Source organism: Phytoactinopolyspora halophila, from assembly GCF_003287285.1.
GTDB classification, from domain to species: domain Bacteria; phylum Actinomycetota; class Actinomycetes; order Jiangellales; family Jiangellaceae; genus Phytoactinopolyspora_A; species Phytoactinopolyspora_A halophila.
This window is the reverse complement of record NZ_QMIG01000003.1, coordinates 327763-347057: the sequence shown is the minus strand read 5'-3', so window position 1 is coordinate 347057 and position 19295 is coordinate 327763. Positions and strand designations below refer to the sequence as shown.

Annotated in this window: 13 protein-coding genes; 2 read left to right on the top strand and 11 right to left on the bottom strand. The window is 67.2% G+C overall.

The window, feature by feature from the left end; all coding sequences use genetic code 11:
* Positions 1-108: 108 nt before the first annotated feature.
* Complete coding sequence (locus DPM12_RS06350) at positions 109-2154, top strand: beta-galactosidase (protein ID WP_112257521.1); 2046 nt, start codon at positions 109-111, stop codon at positions 2152-2154.
* A 145-nt stretch (positions 2155-2299) separates the two neighbouring features.
* Here DPM12_RS06350 and DPM12_RS06345 read toward each other — a convergent pair whose 3' ends face one another.
* The 6 genes from DPM12_RS06345 to DPM12_RS06320 all read right to left on the bottom strand — a co-directional run bounded on the left by DPM12_RS06345 (position 2300) and on the right by DPM12_RS06320 (position 8775).
* Complete coding sequence (locus tag DPM12_RS06345; protein ID WP_112257420.1) at positions 2300-3103, bottom strand: SDR family NAD(P)-dependent oxidoreductase; 804 nt, start codon at positions 3101-3103, stop codon at positions 2300-2302.
* Positions 3103-4050 carry a dihydrodipicolinate synthase family protein gene (locus tag DPM12_RS06340; protein ID WP_112257419.1) on the bottom strand — a complete coding sequence of 316 codons (948 nt, stop codon included), beginning with the start codon at positions 4048-4050 and terminating at the stop codon, positions 3103-3105. The genes DPM12_RS06345 and DPM12_RS06340 overlap by 1 nt, the downstream gene beginning before the upstream one ends.
* On the bottom strand, positions 4050-5816 hold the full coding sequence (locus DPM12_RS06335; RefSeq protein WP_112257418.1) for a dihydroxy-acid dehydratase: 1767 nt from the start codon (positions 5814-5816) through the stop codon (positions 4050-4052). Before DPM12_RS06335 ends, DPM12_RS06340 begins: the two co-directional genes overlap by 1 nt.
* Positions 5813-7264 carry a glycoside hydrolase family 36 protein gene (locus DPM12_RS06330; protein WP_211658534.1) on the bottom strand — a complete coding sequence of 484 codons (1452 nt, stop codon included), beginning with the start codon at positions 7262-7264 and terminating at the stop codon, positions 5813-5815. The genes DPM12_RS06335 and DPM12_RS06330 overlap by 4 nt, the downstream gene beginning before the upstream one ends.
* A complete protein-coding gene (locus DPM12_RS06325; protein WP_123788467.1) occupies positions 7261-8061 on the bottom strand; it encodes a FadR/GntR family transcriptional regulator in 801 nt (266 codons plus the stop codon). The genes DPM12_RS06330 and DPM12_RS06325 overlap by 4 nt, the downstream gene beginning before the upstream one ends.
* Before the next feature lie 246 nt (positions 8062-8307).
* Positions 8308-8775 carry a winged helix-turn-helix transcriptional regulator gene (locus DPM12_RS06320; protein ID WP_112257416.1) on the bottom strand — a complete coding sequence of 156 codons (468 nt, stop codon included), beginning with the start codon at positions 8773-8775 and terminating at the stop codon, positions 8308-8310.
* Between the two features lie 117 nt (positions 8776-8892).
* Between DPM12_RS06320 and DPM12_RS06315 the strand changes: the two genes are divergently transcribed.
* A complete protein-coding gene (locus tag DPM12_RS06315) occupies positions 8893-9801 on the top strand; it encodes an NADP-dependent oxidoreductase (protein WP_112257415.1) in 909 nt (302 codons plus the stop codon).
* Between the two features lie 81 nt (positions 9802-9882).
* On the opposite strand, the gene DPM12_RS06310 is transcribed toward DPM12_RS06315, so the two are convergent.
* From DPM12_RS06310 to DPM12_RS06290, 5 genes are all read right to left on the bottom strand, one after another.
* Positions 9883-11760 carry an OmpL47-type beta-barrel domain-containing protein gene (locus DPM12_RS06310; RefSeq protein WP_112257414.1) on the bottom strand — a complete coding sequence of 626 codons (1878 nt, stop codon included), beginning with the start codon at positions 11758-11760 and terminating at the stop codon, positions 9883-9885.
* Between the two features lie 118 nt (positions 11761-11878).
* Positions 11879-15970: a ThuA domain-containing protein gene (locus tag DPM12_RS06305; protein ID WP_170313666.1), complete on the bottom strand. Its 4092-nt coding sequence runs from the start codon at positions 15968-15970 to the stop codon at positions 11879-11881.
* A gap of 14 nt (positions 15971-15984) precedes the next feature.
* On the bottom strand, positions 15985-17001 hold the full coding sequence (locus tag DPM12_RS06300) for a multicopper oxidase domain-containing protein (protein ID WP_211658532.1): 1017 nt from the start codon (positions 16999-17001) through the stop codon (positions 15985-15987).
* Positions 17002-17711: 710 nt separating this feature from the next.
* Positions 17712-18347 (bottom strand): hypothetical protein, encoded by a 636-nt coding sequence (locus DPM12_RS06295; RefSeq protein WP_146751898.1) that lies wholly within the window; start codon positions 18345-18347, stop codon positions 17712-17714.
* Positions 18348-18812: 465 nt separating this feature from the next.
* Positions 18813-19283, bottom strand: coding sequence for a hypothetical protein (locus DPM12_RS06290; protein WP_112257412.1), 471 nt, complete (start codon positions 19281-19283; stop codon positions 18813-18815).
* Positions 19284-19295 lie beyond the last annotated feature (12 nt).

The following is a 19295-nucleotide window of genomic DNA, read 5'->3' as shown; positions in this document are numbered from 1 at the left end:
TGGGCCATGTGACGTCGGCCGGTGGCGTCACGGGCCCGCGCCGAGCTGGTGACACCAGCGAACGACAACGCACACACGCGCCGCAGGGCGCTGGAGGAGAACCGACGTATGACACCTTCTACCGACCACCGATGGCTGCGCTGGCCGACGGGCATGCCGGGCTCTCGCATGGCCTACGGCTCGGACTACAACCCGGAGCAGTGGACCCGAGACGTGTGGCACGAGGACGTCCGCCTCATGCGGGAGGCGGGAGTCAACATCGTCTCGCTGGCGATCTTCTCCTGGGCACGGATCCAGCCCGATGAGGACAGCTGGGACTTCGCGTGGCTCGACGAGGTGATGGACCTGCTGCACGCGAACGGCATCGCGGTGGATCTCGCCACGGCGACGGCCTCGCCGCCACCGTGGCTGACGGCACGTCACCCGGAGATCCTGCCCGTCACGCGGACCGGTGAGACGGTGTGGCCGGGAGCCCGCCAGCACTGGCGGCCGACGTCGGCGATCTTCCGCGAGTACGCCCTGGCGCTGGTCGAGGCGCTGGCCGAACGCTACGCCACGCATCCGGCGCTGGCCGCCTGGCACGTCTCGAACGAGCTGGGCTGCCACAACCTCTACGACTATTCCGACGACGCGGCCCGCGCGTTTCGCGCGTGGCTGCGGCAGCGCTACGCCAGCCTGGATGCGCTCAACCACGCGTGGGGCACGGCGTTCTGGTCCCAGCACTACTCCAGCTGGGATCAGGTGCTGCCACCGCGCCTGGCCGCATCGCATCCCAATCCCACGCAGCAGCTGGACTTCAAGCGGTTCTCGTCGGATGCGCTGAAGGAGTACCTGTGTGCCGAACGGGACGTGCTGCGGCGTTTCACCCCGGATGTCCCCGTCACCACGAACTTCATGGTGATGGGAGGAACGAAGGGGATGAACTACGCGGACTGGGCAGGCGAGGTCGATTTCGTCTCGAACGATCACTACGTCCGCCCGGGCGAGCAGAGCCGGGACGAGCTGGCATTCTGCGCGAACTTCACGGGCAACCTCGCGGGTGGCCGGCCGTGGTTTCTCATGGAGCACTCGACGAGCGCCGTGAACTGGCAGCCGGTCAACCTGGCCAAACGGCCCGGGGAGATGATCCGGGACTCGCTCACCCACGTCGCGCACGGCGCCGACGCGGTCTGCTTCTTCCAGTGGCGCCAGTCGGCGGCCGGTGCCGAGAAGTACCACTCGGCGATGGTGCCGCATGCGGGTGCGGACACAGCCGTGTTCCGCTCCGTCGTCGAGCTGGGGCAGACGCTCGACGCGCTGGCACCCGTCGTCGGCTCGGATCGGAAACCCGCCCGGGTGGCGATCCTCGTGGACTGGGACTCGTGGTGGGTCAGCGAGCAGGACTCGCACCCCACCTCGTACCTGCGGTATCACCAGGAGGCACTCGACTGGTACTCGGCGTTGCAGGACCTGGGCGTGCGTGCCGACGTGATACCCACGGGCACCGACCTGGCGACCTACGAACTTGTCGTGGCGCCGATCCTGCATGTCGTGCCGCAGCCGCTCGCGGCGGAGCTGGCGAGCTACGTGGACAGCGGCGGGCACCTGGTGACGACCTACTTCTCCGGGATCGTGGACGAGAACGACCACGTCTGGCTCGGGGGCTATCCGGGTGCGCTGCGTGACGTTCTCGGTATCCGGATCGAGGAGTTCGCGCCACTGCTGCCGGACGAGGTCGTGGAACTCGACAACGGCACCACCGGCTCCCTGTGGACGGATCGGATCGACCTGGTCGACCCCGAGGTGAAAGTCCTGGCCTGGTACACGTCCGGGGACCACGCCGGGCGCGCGGCCGTGACCAGGAGACCGGTGCGCGACGGCTCGGCCACCTACGTCTCGACCCGCCTGGGCGCCGGCGGGATCGCGCCAGTACTGGCCGAGCTGCTCACGGCCGCCGGAATCAGTGCCGAGCTCGGCCCCCGGACCGGGGGAGACGTCGAGCTCGCCATCCGCACGAACGGCACCGACGAGTTCTGGTTCCTGGTCAATCGCACCGCGCGGCACGTGGAGGTCCCGGGACTGTCCGGCGACGTCCTGGCCGGACCGCCGATGTCGGCCGGCGGTGCGCTCGCGCTGGAGCCGCGCGGGGTCGCCGTCGTGCGGCGCCCGGGCTGATCTTCGAACTGATCAAGACTTCTTGGGTCTAAGGAACGTCCAGAGCCGCAGTTGGGCCTCTGGACGTTCCAGAGACCCAAGAAGTCGCATTCCTGCGCCGATCATGTGGCATCGATCGGGAGGCGAGCCATCATGCACCGTTCGGTCAGGCGAAGCGCGCCCCGAGGCCGCCGTCGACGGCCCAGTCCGCGCCGGTGACGTACGCGGCAGCGGACGACGCGAGGAAGCACACCACCTCGGCGACGTCCGCCGGCGTTCCCAGCCGGCCGAGCGGCTGCACGCCGATCGCCTGCTCTTCCGCACCGGGATCGGGATGCTGTGCGAAGTACTCGTCCACCAGAGCGGTGCGGATGTATCCCGGGCTCACGGCATTCACCCGCACACCGTGGCGGCCGACCTCAAGGGCCAGGCTGCGGGTGAACCCGACCAGCCCGGATTTGGCTGCCGCATAGGGGAACATGCCACCGATGGTCAACGTCGCGTGCAGTGACGCGATGTTGACGATGGAGCCGGACCCGGCGGCGATCATGCCCGGCAGCACGTGTTTCGCGCAGATCCAGGGGGCCTTGAGGTCCACGGTGAAGACGCTGTCCCAATCCTGTTCGCTCATGGTGACGGGATCGTCGTAGACGTTGCGCCCGGCATTGTTCACCAGTACGGACACGGCCCCGAGACCGTCCTCGATCTCGGCGACCAACTGCGTCACCGCGGCCTCGTCGGTGATGTCGACGTTCCGGAACCAGAGGTCGTCGCTCCTGGCCGAGAAGTCAGCAACGAGGCGTGCTCCCGCGTCGTCGTCGATGTCGGCGGCCACCACCCGGGCACCCTCACGGAGCGCCGCCTCGGCGATCGCCCGGCCGATCCCGCGTGCGCCGCCGGTCACCAGGACAACCTCGCCAGCGAGCCTGCCCTGGTGCGCGGCGCCGCCGGTGTCGTGCGGGTTGGTCATCACGGAACCTCCGGAAGCGTGTCGGCGAACTCGGTGCAGAAGAGCTCGACCATGTCCCGCTCGACATCATCGAGCTGCCGGGCGGGTGCGCGGCAATGCTCGCTGCGAATGAGTCCTCGCCGGTGGGCGATGAGCTTTTCGGCGGCGACGATCAGGCCGACGTCCTGCATCCAGTAGGACAGGTACGGCAGCATGCGGGTGTGCAGCTCCCGGGCAGCGGCATGGTCTCCGGCCTCCCGGTGCGCCCAGACCGCCAGGTAGAGCTCGGTGAACGAACAGCCCGGCTGCACCCCCACGGCGCCGCGGGTCAGAGCGTCGAGCATCTGCACACCGCCGTAGCCGACGAGCGAGGGGAGCGGCGGGCTGGCGCCGAGCAGGGCCGCGACCGTGCGGCCCGGTGGCTGTGACTCGACCTTCACTGCCACCAGGTTCGGATGCCGGGCGGCCAGGGCGGACACGGTGCCGACATCGAGGACGGTCCCGGTCTGCACCGGCGCGTACTGCAGGATGACCGGGACGGGTGATGCGGCGGCAAGCACGGCCTCGATGTGTGCCATGACGGCGTCGCCCGGCGGGCCGAGCTGGTGTGGCGGCAGCAGGTTGAGCGCGCCGACACCGGCCTCCACCAGCGACGCCGTGCGCCGCGTCGCGTGCCACGTCGCGTGGTCGGGAACGGATGCGATGACGGTGGCGCCGGGGTACCGGGCCGCCCGATCGACGAGCAGGTGGGTGAGCGTGTCGCGCTCGTGCTCGGAGAGGGCCAGCATTTCCGACGCGAACCCGGGAAACATCACCGAACCCACACCCAGGGACAGGACGTGGTCGGCGACGCGGACGAAGCCGGACTCGTCGATGCCGCCGTCGTCGGTGAAGGGCGTCAGCAGGACCGGGCTGATACCCCGGGGAGGTGCGGACCGGTCGGGAGATGTGGCCGGCTGCGCGGACATCAGAACGGCACCCGGGGAACGGCGTCGCCGCTGCTGCCGACCAGGAAGTCGAGGTCGGCTCCCTGATCGGCCTGCAGCACGTGATCGACGTACAGTTTGGCCCATCCACGATCCTGGGACGGAGGGGGCTGCGACCATTCCGCGCGTCGGCGTTCCAGCTCGGCATCGTCGATCTCGACGTCGAGGCGCCGCGAGGAGACGTCGAGGGCCACCATGTCGCCGTTCCGGACGAGCGCCAGCGGCCCACCCGCGGCGGCTTCCGGGGCGGCGTGCAGGATGACGGTTCCGTAGGAGGTTCCGCTCATGCGTGCATCGGAGATGCGGACCATGTCGGTAACGCCGGACTCCAGCAGGCGGACCGGAATCGGGAGGTTGCCGATCTCTGGCATGCCCGGATACCCACGCGGGCCGCAGTTGCGGACGATGAGCACGGAGTCGGCGTCGACGTCCAGTGCCGGGTCTTCGGCGGCCCGCAGGTAGCTTTCGACGTCGTCAAACACCAGAGCGCGGCCACGATGTTTCAGGAGCCGGGGTTCGGCCGCCGACTGCTTGATCACGGCACCGTCCGGGCACAGGTTCCCGCGGAGCACAGCCGTTCCCGTGTCCGAAGGCAGCACCGGCTCGTCGAGACCGCGTATGACTTCCGGCCAGTACCGCTCGGCATGCCGGACCGCGTCGCCGAGGGTGGGCCCGTCGACGGTGATCGCGTCCGCGTGCAGGAGGGGGAGGAGCTCGTGCAGCAAGGCTGGCATGCCGCCGGCCTGTTCGAACTCGGCCATCAAGTACGTGCCGCTCGGTTTGAGGTCGACGAGGAGGGGGACGTCACGGCCCAGCCGGTCCAGGTCGTCCAGCGTGAGATCCACACCGACCCGCCCGGCCAGCGCGAGCAGGTGCAGCACGGCGTTCGTCGAGCCGCCGATGGCCGCGTTCGCCCGCGCCGCGTTCTCGAAGGCTTGCCGCGTCAGCACCGCCGAGGGCCGCGGGCCGTGCCCGGCCATGTGCACGGCGCGGCGTCCGGACCGTTCGGCGAGCTGGCGGCGACCGCTGTCGACGGCCTGGAATGCCGCCCCACCCGACATCTGGATACCGAGCGCTTCGGTCAGGCAGGCCATCGTCGATGCGGTTCCCATGGTCATGCAGTGTCCCGCGCTGCGGTGGATGCAGGACTCGGCTTCGGTGAAATCGGTGGAGCTCATCTGTCCCGAACGGACGTCCTCGCTGAAGCGCCACAGATCGGTGCCGCTGCCGATCGGCTCGCCCCGGAACGAGCCGGAGACCATGGGCCCGCCGGTGACCATGAGGGTGGGGAGGTCGACACTCGCCGCACCCATCAACTGCGCCGGCGTGGTCTTGTCACACCCGCCGAGCAACACGACGGCGTCCACCGGGTTGGCCCGCAGCGTTTCCTCGACATCGATGCTCATCAGGTTGCGGTAGAGCATGGTGGTGGGCCGCATCAGCGGCTCACCGAGGGACATGGTGGGAAACTCCAGCGGGAGCCCTCCAGCGGCCAGCACGCCACGGCGCACCGCGGCGGCGACATCGCGCAGATGCCCGTTACACGGGTTCAGCTCGGACCAGCTGTTGGCGATGCCGACGACGGGACGGCCGTCGAACGCCTCGTCGGTCAGGCCGGCCGCGCGCAGGTGTGATCGCGCGATGAAACCGGTCTTGCCGGGATCGGCGAACCATACGCGGCTACGCAGCTGCGCGGGCGCGCCGGATCCGGCCTCGGGATCGGTCGTGGGCTGGTCGGGGGATGTCATCGTGGTGCACCTGCCGAATGCTCGACGGTTGGCGGGGTGTCCTGGAACAGGCTCGTGTCGAGCGGCACCCGGGAGGGGTCGAACGGCGCCGTCCGGGCCGGCACCAGGAGCCGGTGTGTCGTCTCCAGGCCCCAATCGTCGAGCTGGTCCAGGCCGTCACTGCTGATCCGCACCCCGCCGTAGCGGTCCACCACCTCGGCCCATCGTTCCCGTCCTTCGATCTGGGGGCGCGCCACCAGGCAGTCGGGATCGTTGATCCAGAACCGTCCCTGGGTGAAGGCGCGCCCGACGGTGGACACGACGGCGGCCCGGGTGGCCGGGCTGGACATCTCGCCTCCGGGCGGGAACCAGTGCGGGGCCACGTCGGTGCCGACACGCATGGTGTCGACCAGACCGACGGAGGGGAACATCGGCGCGCCGCACGCCTGGAGCAACGCGTCGTCACCGATGCAGGAGCGGATGAGCCGGAGGGCGTCGCGGTAGGCGGTGATGCCGTCGACGTCGGCGTGCCGGACGCCCTCGATGGCGCCCGCGTACATGAAATCGACCATGAAGTAGGTCGCGCCGTATCGGCGATACGTGGTGAACACCTCGCGCAGATAGTCAGCGGCGGCAGGATGCGTGGCGTCGAGGACGTAGCAGTCCTGGTTCCAGTTGTGCTGCGCGACGATCGGCCGGCCCGCGGCATCGCGGACCAGCCAGTCCGGATGCTCGGCGAACGTCCGGCTCTCGGCGCCCACGAGCAGGGGAGCGGTCCAGATTCCCGCCCGGCGTCCCCGGTCGAGAACGCGCCCGATCATTCCGTCCAGGGACGAGAACCCCTCCGACGGGGCGAGCCAGTCGCCGATACCTGCCTGGAAGGCGTCGTCCAGGCGGACGATGCCCACCGGCAGGTCGAGGGCGTCCATCGCGTCGAGATTGCGGATCAGGTCGTCTTCGGTGAACCCGGTGAAGTACTGGTACCAGCTGGCCCACATCGGCGGGACGTCCCGCAGCGTCGGCGTGCCCACGGCCGCGATGTAGCGGTCGGCGAACCGGGCGAGGGCGCCGTAGAGGCCGCCCGGACCGTCGTCGACGACCTGGTCTACGGCGCCGTCGGCCGCGACGTGGAGAGTGTCTGACCGGCGCTCCGCCCGGATGGTCGGCACCTCGGCCCGGCCGTCGCGCAGGGCGACGACGTGGACCGGCTCGCCCGGTGCCGGCTCGATCGCGAGCAGGCCCTCACCTTGAAAGGCGGCTGCCGGTGCGGGCTTCTCCCGGCGATAGTACGACGTTTGCAGCTCGGGGCGCGTCGGGCGGAACCCGCCGCCAGCCGACACGGGGTAGGCCGTGCTCGGCGACCACGACTGCCAGCCGAACTCGTACACCACGCCGGCGTCGGGATCGACGGGCACCCGGGACAGCTCGTGGAACTGCCGGCCGGTGGATGCGCTGGGGTCTTCTGTCACGGAGTGCCCTCCTTCAGCTTGCGGGCGACCTCGTCCGACGCCACGTCGACGATGAGCCGGGCGGCATGCTCGGCATCGTCGGGATCCTGGTTGGCGATGCACTCGACCACCGCCGCGTGTGAGCGCACGACAGCTTCGTCTAGATGCTCGGGCATCAGCAGCAGCTGTTCACGTGCCTGCAGCGCGGCTACGACGGCATCCACCAGCTGTCCCAGCACCTGGCTGCCGGAATGCGCGACGACGATCCGGTGAAATCGGCTGTCGGCCTGGCTGAACAGGCCGAAGTCGCCGTCGTCAACGGCCCGGCGCATCTGCTCGGCGCTCTCACGCAGCGCACGCAAACCCTCGTCGTCGGGGTGATTCGCGAAACTGCGCGCCGCGAGCGGTTCCACCGCGCGGCGAAGGTCAAGCAGCTCGGTCATGAGCGCGTCGGCAGACGGCCCGCCCAGCCGCCAGCCGATGACGTCGGGATCGAGTAGATTCCACTGATCGACGGGCAGGACCAGGGTTCCGACCCTGGGCCGGGCGCCGACCAGGCGTTTGGCCTCCAGCGAGCGCAGGCTCTCGCGCACGATCGTCCGGGAGACGCCGAATTCCACCGACAGGTCCTCCACCCGGAGCCGGGTACCCGCCGGCAGTTCCCCGGTGGCGATCCGGCGTCCGAGGGTCTGGACCACGCTGCCGTACAGCCCTCCGGAATTGAGGTTCGTGCCCACCGGCCGGAAGGACGCCGCGATGCCCGAGGCCGGCTCGTAGATCGTGCTGAGGCCGTGGTGCTCGATATTCGCCGGGCTCATGGTCACACCCTCCTCGGCCTAGTGGCACTTCATGCCTGGTCAGACGGTCCCAGGCGAATTGAGTATATTAGTATACCCAGTGGCTGGACATGTCAAGGCCGCGATCAGGAGGTGCGGTCTTCCGGCGATGCCGCGACGAGGACGGACCGGTCTTTCGCTGATCAGGCCCTACAGCGCCGACTTCGATGGCCAGACGTGCGAGAAAACTGCCAAATCGGCGAATAGGTGCACGTCTCGGCATCGAAGTCACGAGTCGGCGGTGTCGTGTCCGTCGCGCTCGGAGGTGTCGTACGCCTCGCGGTTGGCGAGTACGTCGTCCATGTGCGCCTCCGCCCACACCTTGAGGCCACGCATGACCTCGTGCAGCGAGAGTCCCAGGTCGGTCAGCTCGTAGGTGACCGTGACCGGCACGGTGGGCGTCACCGTGCGGGTGAGCAAGCCGTCACGCTCCAGGGAGCGCAGGGTCTGGGTGAGCATCTTCTGGCTGACTCCGGCCAGCCGGCGGGACAGCTCGGAATAGCGCATCGGTCGCGGGTCGCCGTCGCAGTCCTCCTCGCCGGGATGCGGGCCGTCGCTGCCGAGCGCGGCCAGGACCAGGGCGACCCACTTGTCGGAGATACGGTCGAGGAGCTGACGGCTCGGGCACCGGGCAAGGAACGCGTCGTACTCCACCTTCGCCTGTGCCCGCTTCTGGGCCGCCGTCATCGTCGGCATCGACCGCTCCTTCCTACCGCGTGGTGACATACGCACTTTGAAGTGCGTACTTCCCATTGGAGAGTTACCCATCCATTGTGGTGGAGCAGAACCGATTTCTCCACAGGAGGGCGAAACATGTCCACCACATTCCGCAGCGCGGTCGTGCGCACCCCGGGCGGTCCCGACTCCATCGAGATCATCGACGTCCCCGTCGTCGAGCCCGGGCCGAACCAGATCCGCGTCGAGATCGCTGCCGCCGCGGTCAATCCTGTCGACCTGGCGGTTGCCAACGGCGTGTTCCACGAGCTCGGGCTGATCGACCAGCCCGACCACACCGGGCTGGGCTGGGATTTCGCCGGAACCGTCGCCGCAGCCGGTCCTGGCGTCGATATCCCGGTCGGCAGCCGCGTGGCCGGCCTGGTCGGCGGGTTCGACCGCGACTACGGCACGTACGCCGGGCAGCTGATCGTATCCGCGAGCGACGCCGCCCTCGTGCCCGACGGTATCGACCTGACCACGGCAGCGACCATCCCGCTCAACGGCCTGGCCGCGGCACAGATGCTCGACCTGCTCGGCGACGGCGGGGGACGCAGCCTGCTGGTGACCGGGGCCGCGGGCGCCGTCGGTGGGTACCTCATTCCACTCGCGCAGGATCGCGGCTGGCGCGTCACCGGGCTGGCCCGGGCCGACGACGAGAAGTTCGTGCGGGGACTCGGGGCCGGCTTCACCACGGAGGCAGCACCCGGCTGGGATGCGGTGGCGGATGCTGCCGCATTCCAGGAGCAAGGCTTCGCGCTCGTGCGTGACGGCGGCATCTTCGTCGGCGTGCAGCCGGGTGCCGTGCCGGCGGAAACACGCGGCGTCACTGTCCACGTGGTGGTGACGGAGCCCGACGGTGCCCGGCTCGCCGGGCTGCTCGACGCCACCGCGAGCGGCCGCCTGCCAGCGCGGGTGCATGCTGTCGTGCCGCTCGACGAGGTCGCCGCCGCCCACGTCGCGGTCGCCAAGGGCGGGATACGCGGAAGGTACGTCCTGCAGCCCTGACGTTCGCCGTGCATGACGTCGTCGCCCGGACACGACGCCGGGCCCGTGCCTCCACGTGCACGGGCCCGGCGTCGTGATTCGCTACTTGCCGATGTCGGAGCGGGCGGCAGCGCTCATGATGCGGCCCTTCTCGCTCCCGGAGACGATGCCCTCCTTCATCAGCTCCTTGGTGACGTCTCGTACGTGCTTAACGAACTGGCCATGGTTGGCGTACTCGCCGTCCTCGTCAATGAGGTCGTTGATGGTGCAGCCGTCGCCGACATCGGCGTTCTCCACCGTGGTGTCGATGGAGCCGATGATCACCGTGTCCCTGGTGTCCGAGCACTCGCCCGGGTCGGGCTCGACGATGGTGACGATGACGGACTTGACGTCGGAGGTGTTGCCGGCGTTGTCCGTGGCGCGGTATTCGACGGTGTGGTCGCCGGGCTCGTCGACCGTCACCGGGTCGGTGTAGGGCTCGAAGCCGGTGCTGTCGAGGTCGTACTCGATGGTGTCGATGCCGGAGTCGGTGTCGGTGGCGGTGAGGGTGACGGTGGCGGAGCCGACGTAGTCGCCGTCGCTGTTCTGGTCGCCGCTGACCTCGGCCGACACGTCCGGGGGAGTCGTGTCACCCGGATCGGGCTCCACGATCGTGACGATGACGGATTTGACGTCGGAGGTGTTGCCAGCGTTGTCCGTCGCGCGGTATTCGACGGTGTGGTCGCCGGGTTCGTCGATGGTGATGGGGTCGGTGTAGGGCTCGAAGCCGGCGTTATCGAGGTTGTACTCGATGGTGTCGATGCCGGAGTCGGTGTCGGTGGCGGTGAGGGTGACGGTGGCGGCCCCCACGTAGTCGCCGTCGTCGTTCTGGTCGCCGCTGACCTCGGCCGACACGTCCGGGGGAGTCGTGTCACCGGGGTCGGGTTCCACGATGGTGACGATGACGGATTTGACGTCGGAGGTGTTGCCGGCGTTGTCGGTGGCGCGGTATTCGACGGTGTGGTCGCCGGGTTCGTCGATGGTGATGGGGTCGGTGTAGGGCTCGAAGCCGGCGTTATCGAGGTTGTACTCGATGGTGTCGATGCCGGAGTCGGTGTCGGTGGCGGTGAGGGTGACGGTGGCGGCCCCCACGTAGTCGCCGTCGCTGTTCTGGTCGCCGCTCACGTCGGCCGACACGTCCGGGGGAGTCGTGTCACCGGGGTCGGGTTCGACCACCGTGAAGCTGACCGTGCCGGTGTCCGACGTGTTGCCAGCGTTGTCGGTGGCGCGGTACTGAACCGAGTGGTCCCCGGGCTCGTCGACCGTCACCGGTTCGGTGTAGGGCTCGAAACCCATGTCGTCGATCTGATACTCGACGGTGTCGACGCCGGAATCGGTGTCGGTGGCGGCGAGGGTCACGGTGGCGGCCCCCACGTAGTCGCCGTCGTCGTTCTGGTCGCCGCTCACCTCGGCCGACACATCCGGGGGAGTCGTGTCCTCGCCGCCGTCATCGGTGACCACGAGTACGCCCTCCATCTGACCGTGACCCGGGATGTCACAGAAGTAGCGGTATTCACCGGGGGAGAGGACCACGTCCACCTCGTACCGCCCGCCGTTGGAATCGGACGGGCTGGCCAGGATGTCGACGTCGACGTCCTGGTTGTAGTCGGGGTTCGAGGTGTCGAAGGTCAGCGTGTGGGGCATGCCCGTGGTGTTGCCCGTGTCCGTACTGTTCTCGAACACGAGAGTCGCGGGCCCCGCCGTCGCGGTCGTGGGGGCGGAGGCGTACTCGGTCGTGCTGTCGTCGGCGGTCCAGGTGAGCACCTGTTCCTGCGCGGCAGCCGGCGACTCGTCGCTCTGGAAGGTGGCCGAATTCTGGGTGGCGGACGACGTGGGGAGGAGGCACAACGTGGCCAACACGGCGCTGACCACAGTCACGGCCAGGCCGCGAGCCGCACGCGAGCGGCGGTGGGGCAAGGCCGCGGATAGTCGTCGATACATGAGAGACACCTTTCTCGGTTCCTCGGGGGATCCTCGGAATTGGAAACGTCCCGGGGGATTGACGAGAGCCGCGGCTGGCCGGTGCGGCACGAACGCGCCGCACCGGCCAGCCGTTCGGCTATAGCTCGCGGACCCGGATGTTGCGGAACTCGATCAGATCGTCGTTGCCATGGTTCTGCAGCCCGATGAACCCGCTGGCGAACTGGCGCAGATCCGTCGGCGGATCACCGTCCCTGGACGATTCCTGACCGGGCGAGTTGTCGAACTCGTTGATCACCTCGCCATTGCGGATGATCGTGTACTGCTGATCGACTACCCGGATCTCGTAGTCGTTCCACTGACCCTTCGGGGTCGCTCCGGCGTCGTCGAGACCGACAGGGTCGAAGTTGTAGATCGAGCCGGTCTTCTGCGGTTCACCGGACTCGCCGTCGTAGATCTGGATCTCCTGACCGCAGTAGATCGCGACCCACGCCTGGGAGGTCTCCGCAGCACCGGTCGTGCCGCACTCCGGGCGCTCCTCCACCGGCGTGCGCGGGTCCGGGAACCGCACGAACACGCCGCTGTTCGCGTGATGACCCTCGGGTGCGACATCACGGAACTGGAGGCGCACCGAGAAATCGTCGAACTCCTCGGCCGAGTACCACAGCATGCCCAGGCCGCCCTGGGAGAGCAGCGTCCCGTCGTCCTGGAGCTCGAAGTGGCCACCCGGCGCCTGGGACCATCCCAGCAGCGACTCGGCCGTCCCATCGAAGATGGCCTCGTATCCGGTGTCGCCCTTCTTGCCGATGTCGGACTTCGCGGCCGTCCTCGTCAGCATGCCTTTCTCCTTGCCGGAGATGACGCCGTCCGACTTCAGCCGGTTGGCGACGTCGTTGACGTGCTCGACGAACGCACCGTGGCTCGACCAGTCACCCTCGTCGTCGATCAGGTCGTTGATGGTGCAGTCACCGCCGACCTCGTGGTTGGGCACGCCGGTGCCGGCGTCGCGGATCTGGACGGTGTCGCGGGTGTCCGGCACCGCACACTCGACGGTGACCTCCGTGGTGGTGGTCGCCGTTTCACCATCCGCATACATCACCGTGAGCGTGGCCGTATAGGTGCCGGGTGTCTCGTAGGTGTGCCGCGGGTTGGCCTCGTCGGAGCCGTTGCCGTCGCCGAAGTCCCACTCGTACGCCACGCCGCCGGAGCGTTGGCCGGTGAAGGCGATGGTGAGTGGTTTGTTCTGCACGGCTGTCGCCGACGCGGTGGCCTCGGGCGTGGCCGGGCCGCCGTCGTAGGTGACGCGGATCAGCTTCTGGTTGTCGGTCAGGCTGAAGAACCCGCCGCCGTAGTCCAGCATGTACAGCGCACCGTCCGGGCCGAACTTGGCGTCCATCATCCAGTTCTGGAGCCGGTCGTCGCCGGTGCCCCCGCGGATGATGGAGCGCAGGCTCTCGGCGAACAGCGGTGGGCTCTGATCCTCGATGCCGTCCGGATCGAGGGTCACGGCGATGCTGTTGTTCGAGTTGCACTCGTCACCGATGAACCACTTGTCCTCCCAGTGCGTGGGCCATGCGACTCCGCTGTCGGTGTCGACCTGCGACGCGTGGTACGTCGGTCCGGACATGACCGCCTGGCAGCCGCCCTTGAGATAGGGCTGCGTGTAGGTCGCGTCCTCCTCCTCGTAGGTCGGCACCCCGCTGCCGTCGTCGCGTTCCGGGAAGACCGGGCCGCCGCCGTTAGGCGAGTACCAGATCATGTTGTCCCGGGCATCGGGAATGTCGACGAGGCCGGTGTTGCGTGGCGACTCGTTCTTCAGGTCGTCACAGTCGTACCAGCCGGTCAGCTCGTCCGGGTCCTCGTTGCTGCGGTCCCGGTACGGCTGCCGGTTGCCCATGCAGTACGGCCAGCCCTGGTTGCCGGCGGAGGTGATGACCGTCGCGGTCTCGTACTTCGCCGGGCCGAGCTCCGGGCTCGGCGACGGGGCGTCCGGCCCGACCCAGGCGGCGTTGAGCCAGTCGTGCTCGCGGTCAATGCTCAGCGTGGAGATATTGCGCACGCCCATGACGTAGATCTCCGGGCGGGTCTTGCCGCCGCCTTCCTCGTCACCGGTGAAGAGGTTGCCCTCGGGGATCGTGTACGAGCCGTCGTCCTCGGGGTGGATCCGCAAGATCTTCCCGTTGAGGTCGTTGGTGTTGCCGGACGTGCGGCGCGCGTCCTGGAAGGAGACGCCCTTGTAGTCCTGCTCCCAGTTATTGCCCGAGTAGCCTTGCGAACCCTGCGACGAGTTGCTGTCCCCGACGCCGACGTAGAGGTTGCCGTCGGAATCGAAGTCCATGCCACCGCCGGCGTGGCAGCAGCTATGGATCTGGGTGTCCCATTGCAGCAGATCCTCGCGGGTGCTCTGGTCGATCGACTCCGTTTCGAAGTCGTACGTCAACCGGGACACCGTGCGCTGGCCGATCCGGGCGTCGACGTCGATGGACTCGTGCGGCATCCACATGATGTAGATCCACCCGTTCTCCTGGAAGTCCGGGTCCAGCGTGATGCCGACCAGCCCTTCCTCGCTCTTGACGAGCTCGCCACCGCTTCCGCGGTTACCGAACACGTCCAGCGTGGTGAGCAGCTTCGCCTCCTCGGTGTCCGGATCCCACTGGTGAATGGTGCCGCATCCCAGCCCGACGTCCGGGTCGTCCCAGTCGGGGACCGGTCCAGATGGGCAGGCCGCCTTGCCGATGTAGAAGACCGTGCCGTCGGGAGCGACGTCCAGGCCGTGCGGCTCGCCGATCTGGTCGAGCTCGCCTTCCTGGTTCTCGTCCGTCAGCCGTTCGATCGTGTAGTTGTCACCGATAGTGGCCTGGCAGTCGCCGCGTACCATGCCGGTGGTCCACTGGATGGCGCCAAGCAGGTGGCTGCGGAAGCCGTCGTCGGAGTAGCTCTCCTCGGTGCCGCCCATGCCGGTGTAGAACGAGCGGCCACCGTCGTAGTCGCGGCACCACGAGACGGGGTGGAACGCACCGTTGGCGCCATCGCCCGGGTCGTACGTCTTCTCCTGCACCTGCGCGACGGTGTGCACGTCCCCGACCGGGTTGGGTGCCCAGTTGATCCACTTGTCGGTGCGTGTCCAGGTGCGCGGCAGGTCCTCGGTGGCCGGATGCTGATCGTCGACGACGCTGACGGTCGCCTCCTGCTCGTCGATCTCCGGCTCGGGCTCGGTCACGTCGCCGGCGAAGAGCTGCAACTCGGCGAGTTGCGTCAGGCCGTCGCCGTTGTTGGCGGTGATGTCGAGCCGGTAGTACTTGTACTCCTCGTCGTTCTCGAACTCGTAGTCCTTGGTCTGGAAGCGTTCCTGGAACTCCTCGCCGGATCGGCTGTCCAGGTCCGTCCAGTTCTCCCCGTCCTGCGAGCCCTGCAGGGTCCAGTCCTGCGGATCGCGGCCAGGGAAGTCGTTCGCCGATGCCAGCGCATACTGTGACACGGCCGCGGGTTCGGCGAGCTGCAGGACGATCCACGCCGTCGGTTCGAAGGCGAGCCACTTGGTGTCGACATCGCCGTCGATCAGATTCTCCTCCGTCTCGTTCGGAGGGTTGTTGGCGCTGGCCGTTACCTCGGCGACGTGCTCGGGGTCGGGCAAGCTGCCGACGGGGCGGGTACCGATCAAGCCGGTGAACCACTCCGAACGCTCTTGCGCGCGGGCGGCGTCGCGGATGCCGAGAAAGCCGCCGCCGGCCTGGACATAGGACTGGAGCGCATCCTCCTGTGCACCGGTGAGTTCGGTTCCCTCGGCGGAAAGGAAAACGACGCCGCGGTATTCGCTCAGATTCTGCCGGGAGAACACCTCGGGATCGCTTGATGCCTCGACCGTGAAGTCGTGCTGCTCACCGAGCTCCTCGATCGCTTGTGTGGCCTCGGCGACCGGGTCCTCTTGCTCGTCGGCCGCGCCGTGGAACACGAGCACGTTCACCGAGTCGCTCGCCGCGGGAGCCGCGGCCGCCGTGGATGCTGCCGTGCCCTGGCCACCATCTGATGCGGCGGAACCCCCGGGCGCGGCAGGTGCCGTCGAGGCCGGGGACGGTTCGGGTTGTGGGGAGTTTCCAGTTTCTGCCAGTGCGGGCACGGCCGACATACCCAACGCCAGTGCGGCACTGGCTGCCAGGGCGATCGCGCCTCGCCATGATCTCGGTTCCGTTCGTGTCTTGCTGTCTGAGCGTAAGAAACCTGCGCGGTCCATCGCTCCTCCTTCAGCTACTCGTCCGACCCGTGCCCGTGGTATCGGTCCAATGCCTCCTGCGCGCCGTCGGGAAGGGTGCCGTCCTCGTTGCGGACTAGGAAGATCCCGGCCATGCCGTCATCGGAGTGGAACTGCACGTGGCAGTGGTACATCCAGGCGCCGGGTCCGACGCCCTCACCGGCGATGATCTGGAAGCCGTACGAGGAACCCGGGTTGAGGTCCTTGTTGTCGATCACCGGGCTCGGATCGTTCGGGCCTTCGAGCATGCCGGTGCGGTTGTCCGCCCAGCGGTGCGCGTGGATGTGAAACGTGTGGAAGGTGTTTCCGTGGCCGATGGCGATGAACTCCACCCGTTCACCGAGCCGGGCTTCGAACACCGGAGCGTCCGGCGCCATCTTGTTGTTGATCGTCATGTCGTTGAACACGACGGTGAACTGGCGGTCGGGAAGGATGTCGCCCTTGCGCCTGACAATCAGCGCGCCGTACAGACCCTTGCGGATGCCCTTCGTGCCGTGTGGCGTGCCCATCGCGTGGTCGTGGTAGTGCCAGTAACCCGCGCTGCCCGGCATCCACATACTCTTCGGGCCCTTGAATGGTTCCCGGGTGGTCCAGACATAGGTGCGCCGCTCGCCGGGTTCATTGAAGGAATCGTTGAGCGGGCTGCCGTCGGAATCGACGTCGTAGTCGACGCCGTGCGGGTGAATCGAGAGGCGTTCGTCGGTGTTGTTGACCAGATCGATCTCAAGCGTGTCGCCTTCCCACATCTCCAGAATCGGGCCGGGGATCGTGGCCTCACCCGGTTCGAGTCCGTATCCGATCTGGCCGTCGTCGAGCTCTTCGGCGTACATCGTGATGCTGCGGGTCTCGCCGGAACCCTTTCCGCGCCCTCGCGAAGTGGCGGCGGGCGGTGCCGCGTCGGCGCTGGTCGCAGCTATTGCGGGAACGGCCATGCTGGCCGTGGCGCCGACGAGCATGGAGCGGCGGGACATGTGTCGTCGGGGTGGGCTGTTCCGGGGGTTGGTCTCAGCCATGGAAGTCTCCATTCGGTGGTGATCGGGGCACGCGCACCGTTGAGAGCAGGGGGCCGACTTCTCATGGCATGGCACACTAGAAGGACTTTTGAAGGTAAGTCAACAGAAGATCGGCTAGTTTTGTTCAATTAACCGGTATATCGTCAGGCGGTTGACGCGGTCTTTTACGATGGATGCGGCTAAAGAGGAGGTCATGCCGGCGTCGACAGCCGGCGAGTGCGCGACGGCGGGCTGGTGTTATTGATCTTGTTCGCGATGCGGGGCCCGGCTCTCCATGATCAGCGCCTGCTCAATCGCTCGCGCCTCGCGGCACGTCACCGGCTGCCTCGCGATCCAGCCGGGCGAGTGACGTCGGTGGCCGTGCGCACGGGGTTGTTGGTGGCGACGCGGGTCGGCGTGGCGTGGCGCCGCCCATGGCCCGAGCCCTGCCGGCTGCCATGCCGGCGGATTAGAGCCTGATCGCGATATACCTAGCGGGCCGATCACACTTGTTGGGTCTGCGGAACGCCCAGACCCAGATTTGGGCCCCTGGGCGTTCCGCAGAACCAACAAGTGCAGACCTGAGGCGGGGAAGTCCTGAAGAGGGCGGTCTACGCGTCGATTCCTGGCCCGTCGCGAGTTGTTTTCTGCCGGAGGTGCCATAGTTTGAGCACTCGTCAGCACATCAATCTCGTAGACAGTTGTCGGACGGTCACGAATGCATTGGTGTGTCAGTCGGCGGTGAATGTGACGGTTCGTATTTTGAAGTCTCGAGGGCTGGCTGCGGCGATGAGTTCGGCGAGTTCGCGGCGGAGGAGAATCTGGCGGAACGCCTTCCAGCCAGCACCGAACCATTCGGGGCTGGCTGCGACATCAACGTGGCCGAGGCTTGGCTGGATACGCAGCGGCGGCAGGCTGCGAAACAGCATCGGCATCCATCGCCACACACCACACTCGACACACGTGGCACCGGTCTCACCATGCCGCGCGATTGCCGCCTGGCGCACCTCGTGTGGATCGAACCAGGCATGCCCGACGGTGGGCGCCACGATCTGCCATGCTTCGCCGGGAGGAGTGACATGCCAGGCGACCTCGCGCAGCTCGACGTCGAACCGCTCAGCCACCTGCTCGGCCAGCGACCACTCCAAACAGATCACGTCATACCGCCAGTACGGCATCCAAGCACCCGCACACCGCTCCAGACCTTTGCGGCGCAGCACCAGCGAACCGTGCTGCCCCTTCTGCGGCATCCCACAGGAGTGACACCAACCCTCCTCACCAAACATCGGCGTCAAACCCCACGACTCCTCCGGCCACGGCCACCCCCGATTACGCTTCGCGGACAACGCAACGTACTCGCTACTCATCACAACTCCAACGCTCTCAAGATCTCTGGATACTCAGAATAGACCCGCCGCGCCCGCGGCCGGCAGTCACCGGCCGCGCCGATGGCGGTGGTGAGTCGTCGTTTGGAGCTGCATCCGTCGTCGCTGTTTACGCCCGTGTGGCAGATGACCGGTGCGGAGCAGCGGAGCATGGTGTTTCCGTTGATGCCTCACCGATGTAGCGATGCTCGGCGCTGGCTGGGGTGGCCGATGTGATCATCGCCAGTGATAGTGCCCGCGTGTAGCTGCGCGGCGCGGGCGCGGCCCGCCGCGCTTGTTGGCTCTGTGGAACGTCCAGAGCCGGACTCAGGCCGCTGGCCGTTCCGCATGCCTAAGAAGTTTGCAAGAGTCTGGTCTGACTGCCTCGTACCTTCTTACAGTTTCTTCTACGTGTTTAAACGAGACCTTTCGGTGGGTCTTCTGACACTCTGGAACTACGGTCGGACGTTATCCGCCCCGTCCGTCGATCTCTGTCAGCTTCTCGTCGATGTAGGGGTTCTCGCCCAGCTCGGGATACTTCTGAATTAGATCCCTTAGAACCACCTTCAAGAAGGCGCGGACGCTGGTACGCAACGCTTCATATGGCACGGTCGCCGCTCCGGAAACGTAGCTGGACGTTACTACCACGTTCGCACCTATCCGGTGAAATGTAATCGATGCTTCCGACTCCGTATACTCGAACACCTCGGTCACCTCTTGAGATTTGCCCAAGTCCTGAGCGATAGCATCGATCACGAGAGCGAAATCCAAGACGGTAATCGATCCCCACGGGTACGTGCTGAGATCGAGATCTCCAAGTCGAAATACGATATCCCCCATAAAATATTCGTACATGAGATCTATTTGATCTACTGCGATCAGAGTTTTCCGGTCGACTTTGTTGTTCGAATCGGATAAACTGTAACCAATTTCGATCATCAAATATTCGCC

Bases quoted from the DNA above. Each gene is read 5' to 3' on its own strand.
- DPM12_RS06350 (WP_112257521.1), top strand. From the start codon at position 109: ATGACACCTTCTACCGACCACCGATGGCTGCGCTGGCCGACGGGCATG.
- DPM12_RS06345 (WP_112257420.1), bottom strand. From the start codon at position 3,103: ATGACCAACCCGCACGACACCGGCGGCGCCGCGCACCAGGGCAGGCTC.
- DPM12_RS06340 (WP_112257419.1), bottom strand. From the start codon at position 4,050: ATGTCCGCGCAGCCGGCCACATCTCCCGACCGGTCCGCACCTCCCCGG.
- DPM12_RS06335 (WP_112257418.1), bottom strand. From the start codon at position 5,816: ATGACATCCCCCGACCAGCCCACGACCGATCCCGAGGCCGGATCCGGC.
- DPM12_RS06325 (WP_123788467.1), bottom strand. From the start codon at position 8,061: ATGAGCCCGGCGAATATCGAGCACCACGGCCTCAGCACGATCTACGAG.
- DPM12_RS06320 (WP_112257416.1), bottom strand. From the start codon at position 8,775: ATGCCGACGATGACGGCGGCCCAGAAGCGGGCACAGGCGAAGGTGGAG.
- DPM12_RS06315 (WP_112257415.1), top strand. From the start codon at position 8,893: ATGTCCACCACATTCCGCAGCGCGGTCGTGCGCACCCCGGGCGGTCCC.
- DPM12_RS06310 (WP_112257414.1), bottom strand. From the start codon at position 11,760: ATGTATCGACGACTATCCGCGGCCTTGCCCCACCGCCGCTCGCGTGCG.
- DPM12_RS06305 (WP_170313666.1), bottom strand. From the start codon at position 15,970: ATGGACCGCGCAGGTTTCTTACGCTCAGACAGCAAGACACGAACGGAA.
- DPM12_RS06300 (WP_211658532.1), bottom strand. From the start codon at position 17,001: ATGGCTGAGACCAACCCCCGGAACAGCCCACCCCGACGACACATGTCC.
- DPM12_RS06295 (WP_146751898.1), bottom strand. From the start codon at position 18,347: ATGAGTAGCGAGTACGTTGCGTTGTCCGCGAAGCGTAATCGGGGGTGG.
- DPM12_RS06290 (WP_112257412.1), bottom strand. From the start codon at position 19,283: ATGATCGAAATTGGTTACAGTTTATCCGATTCGAACAACAAAGTCGAC.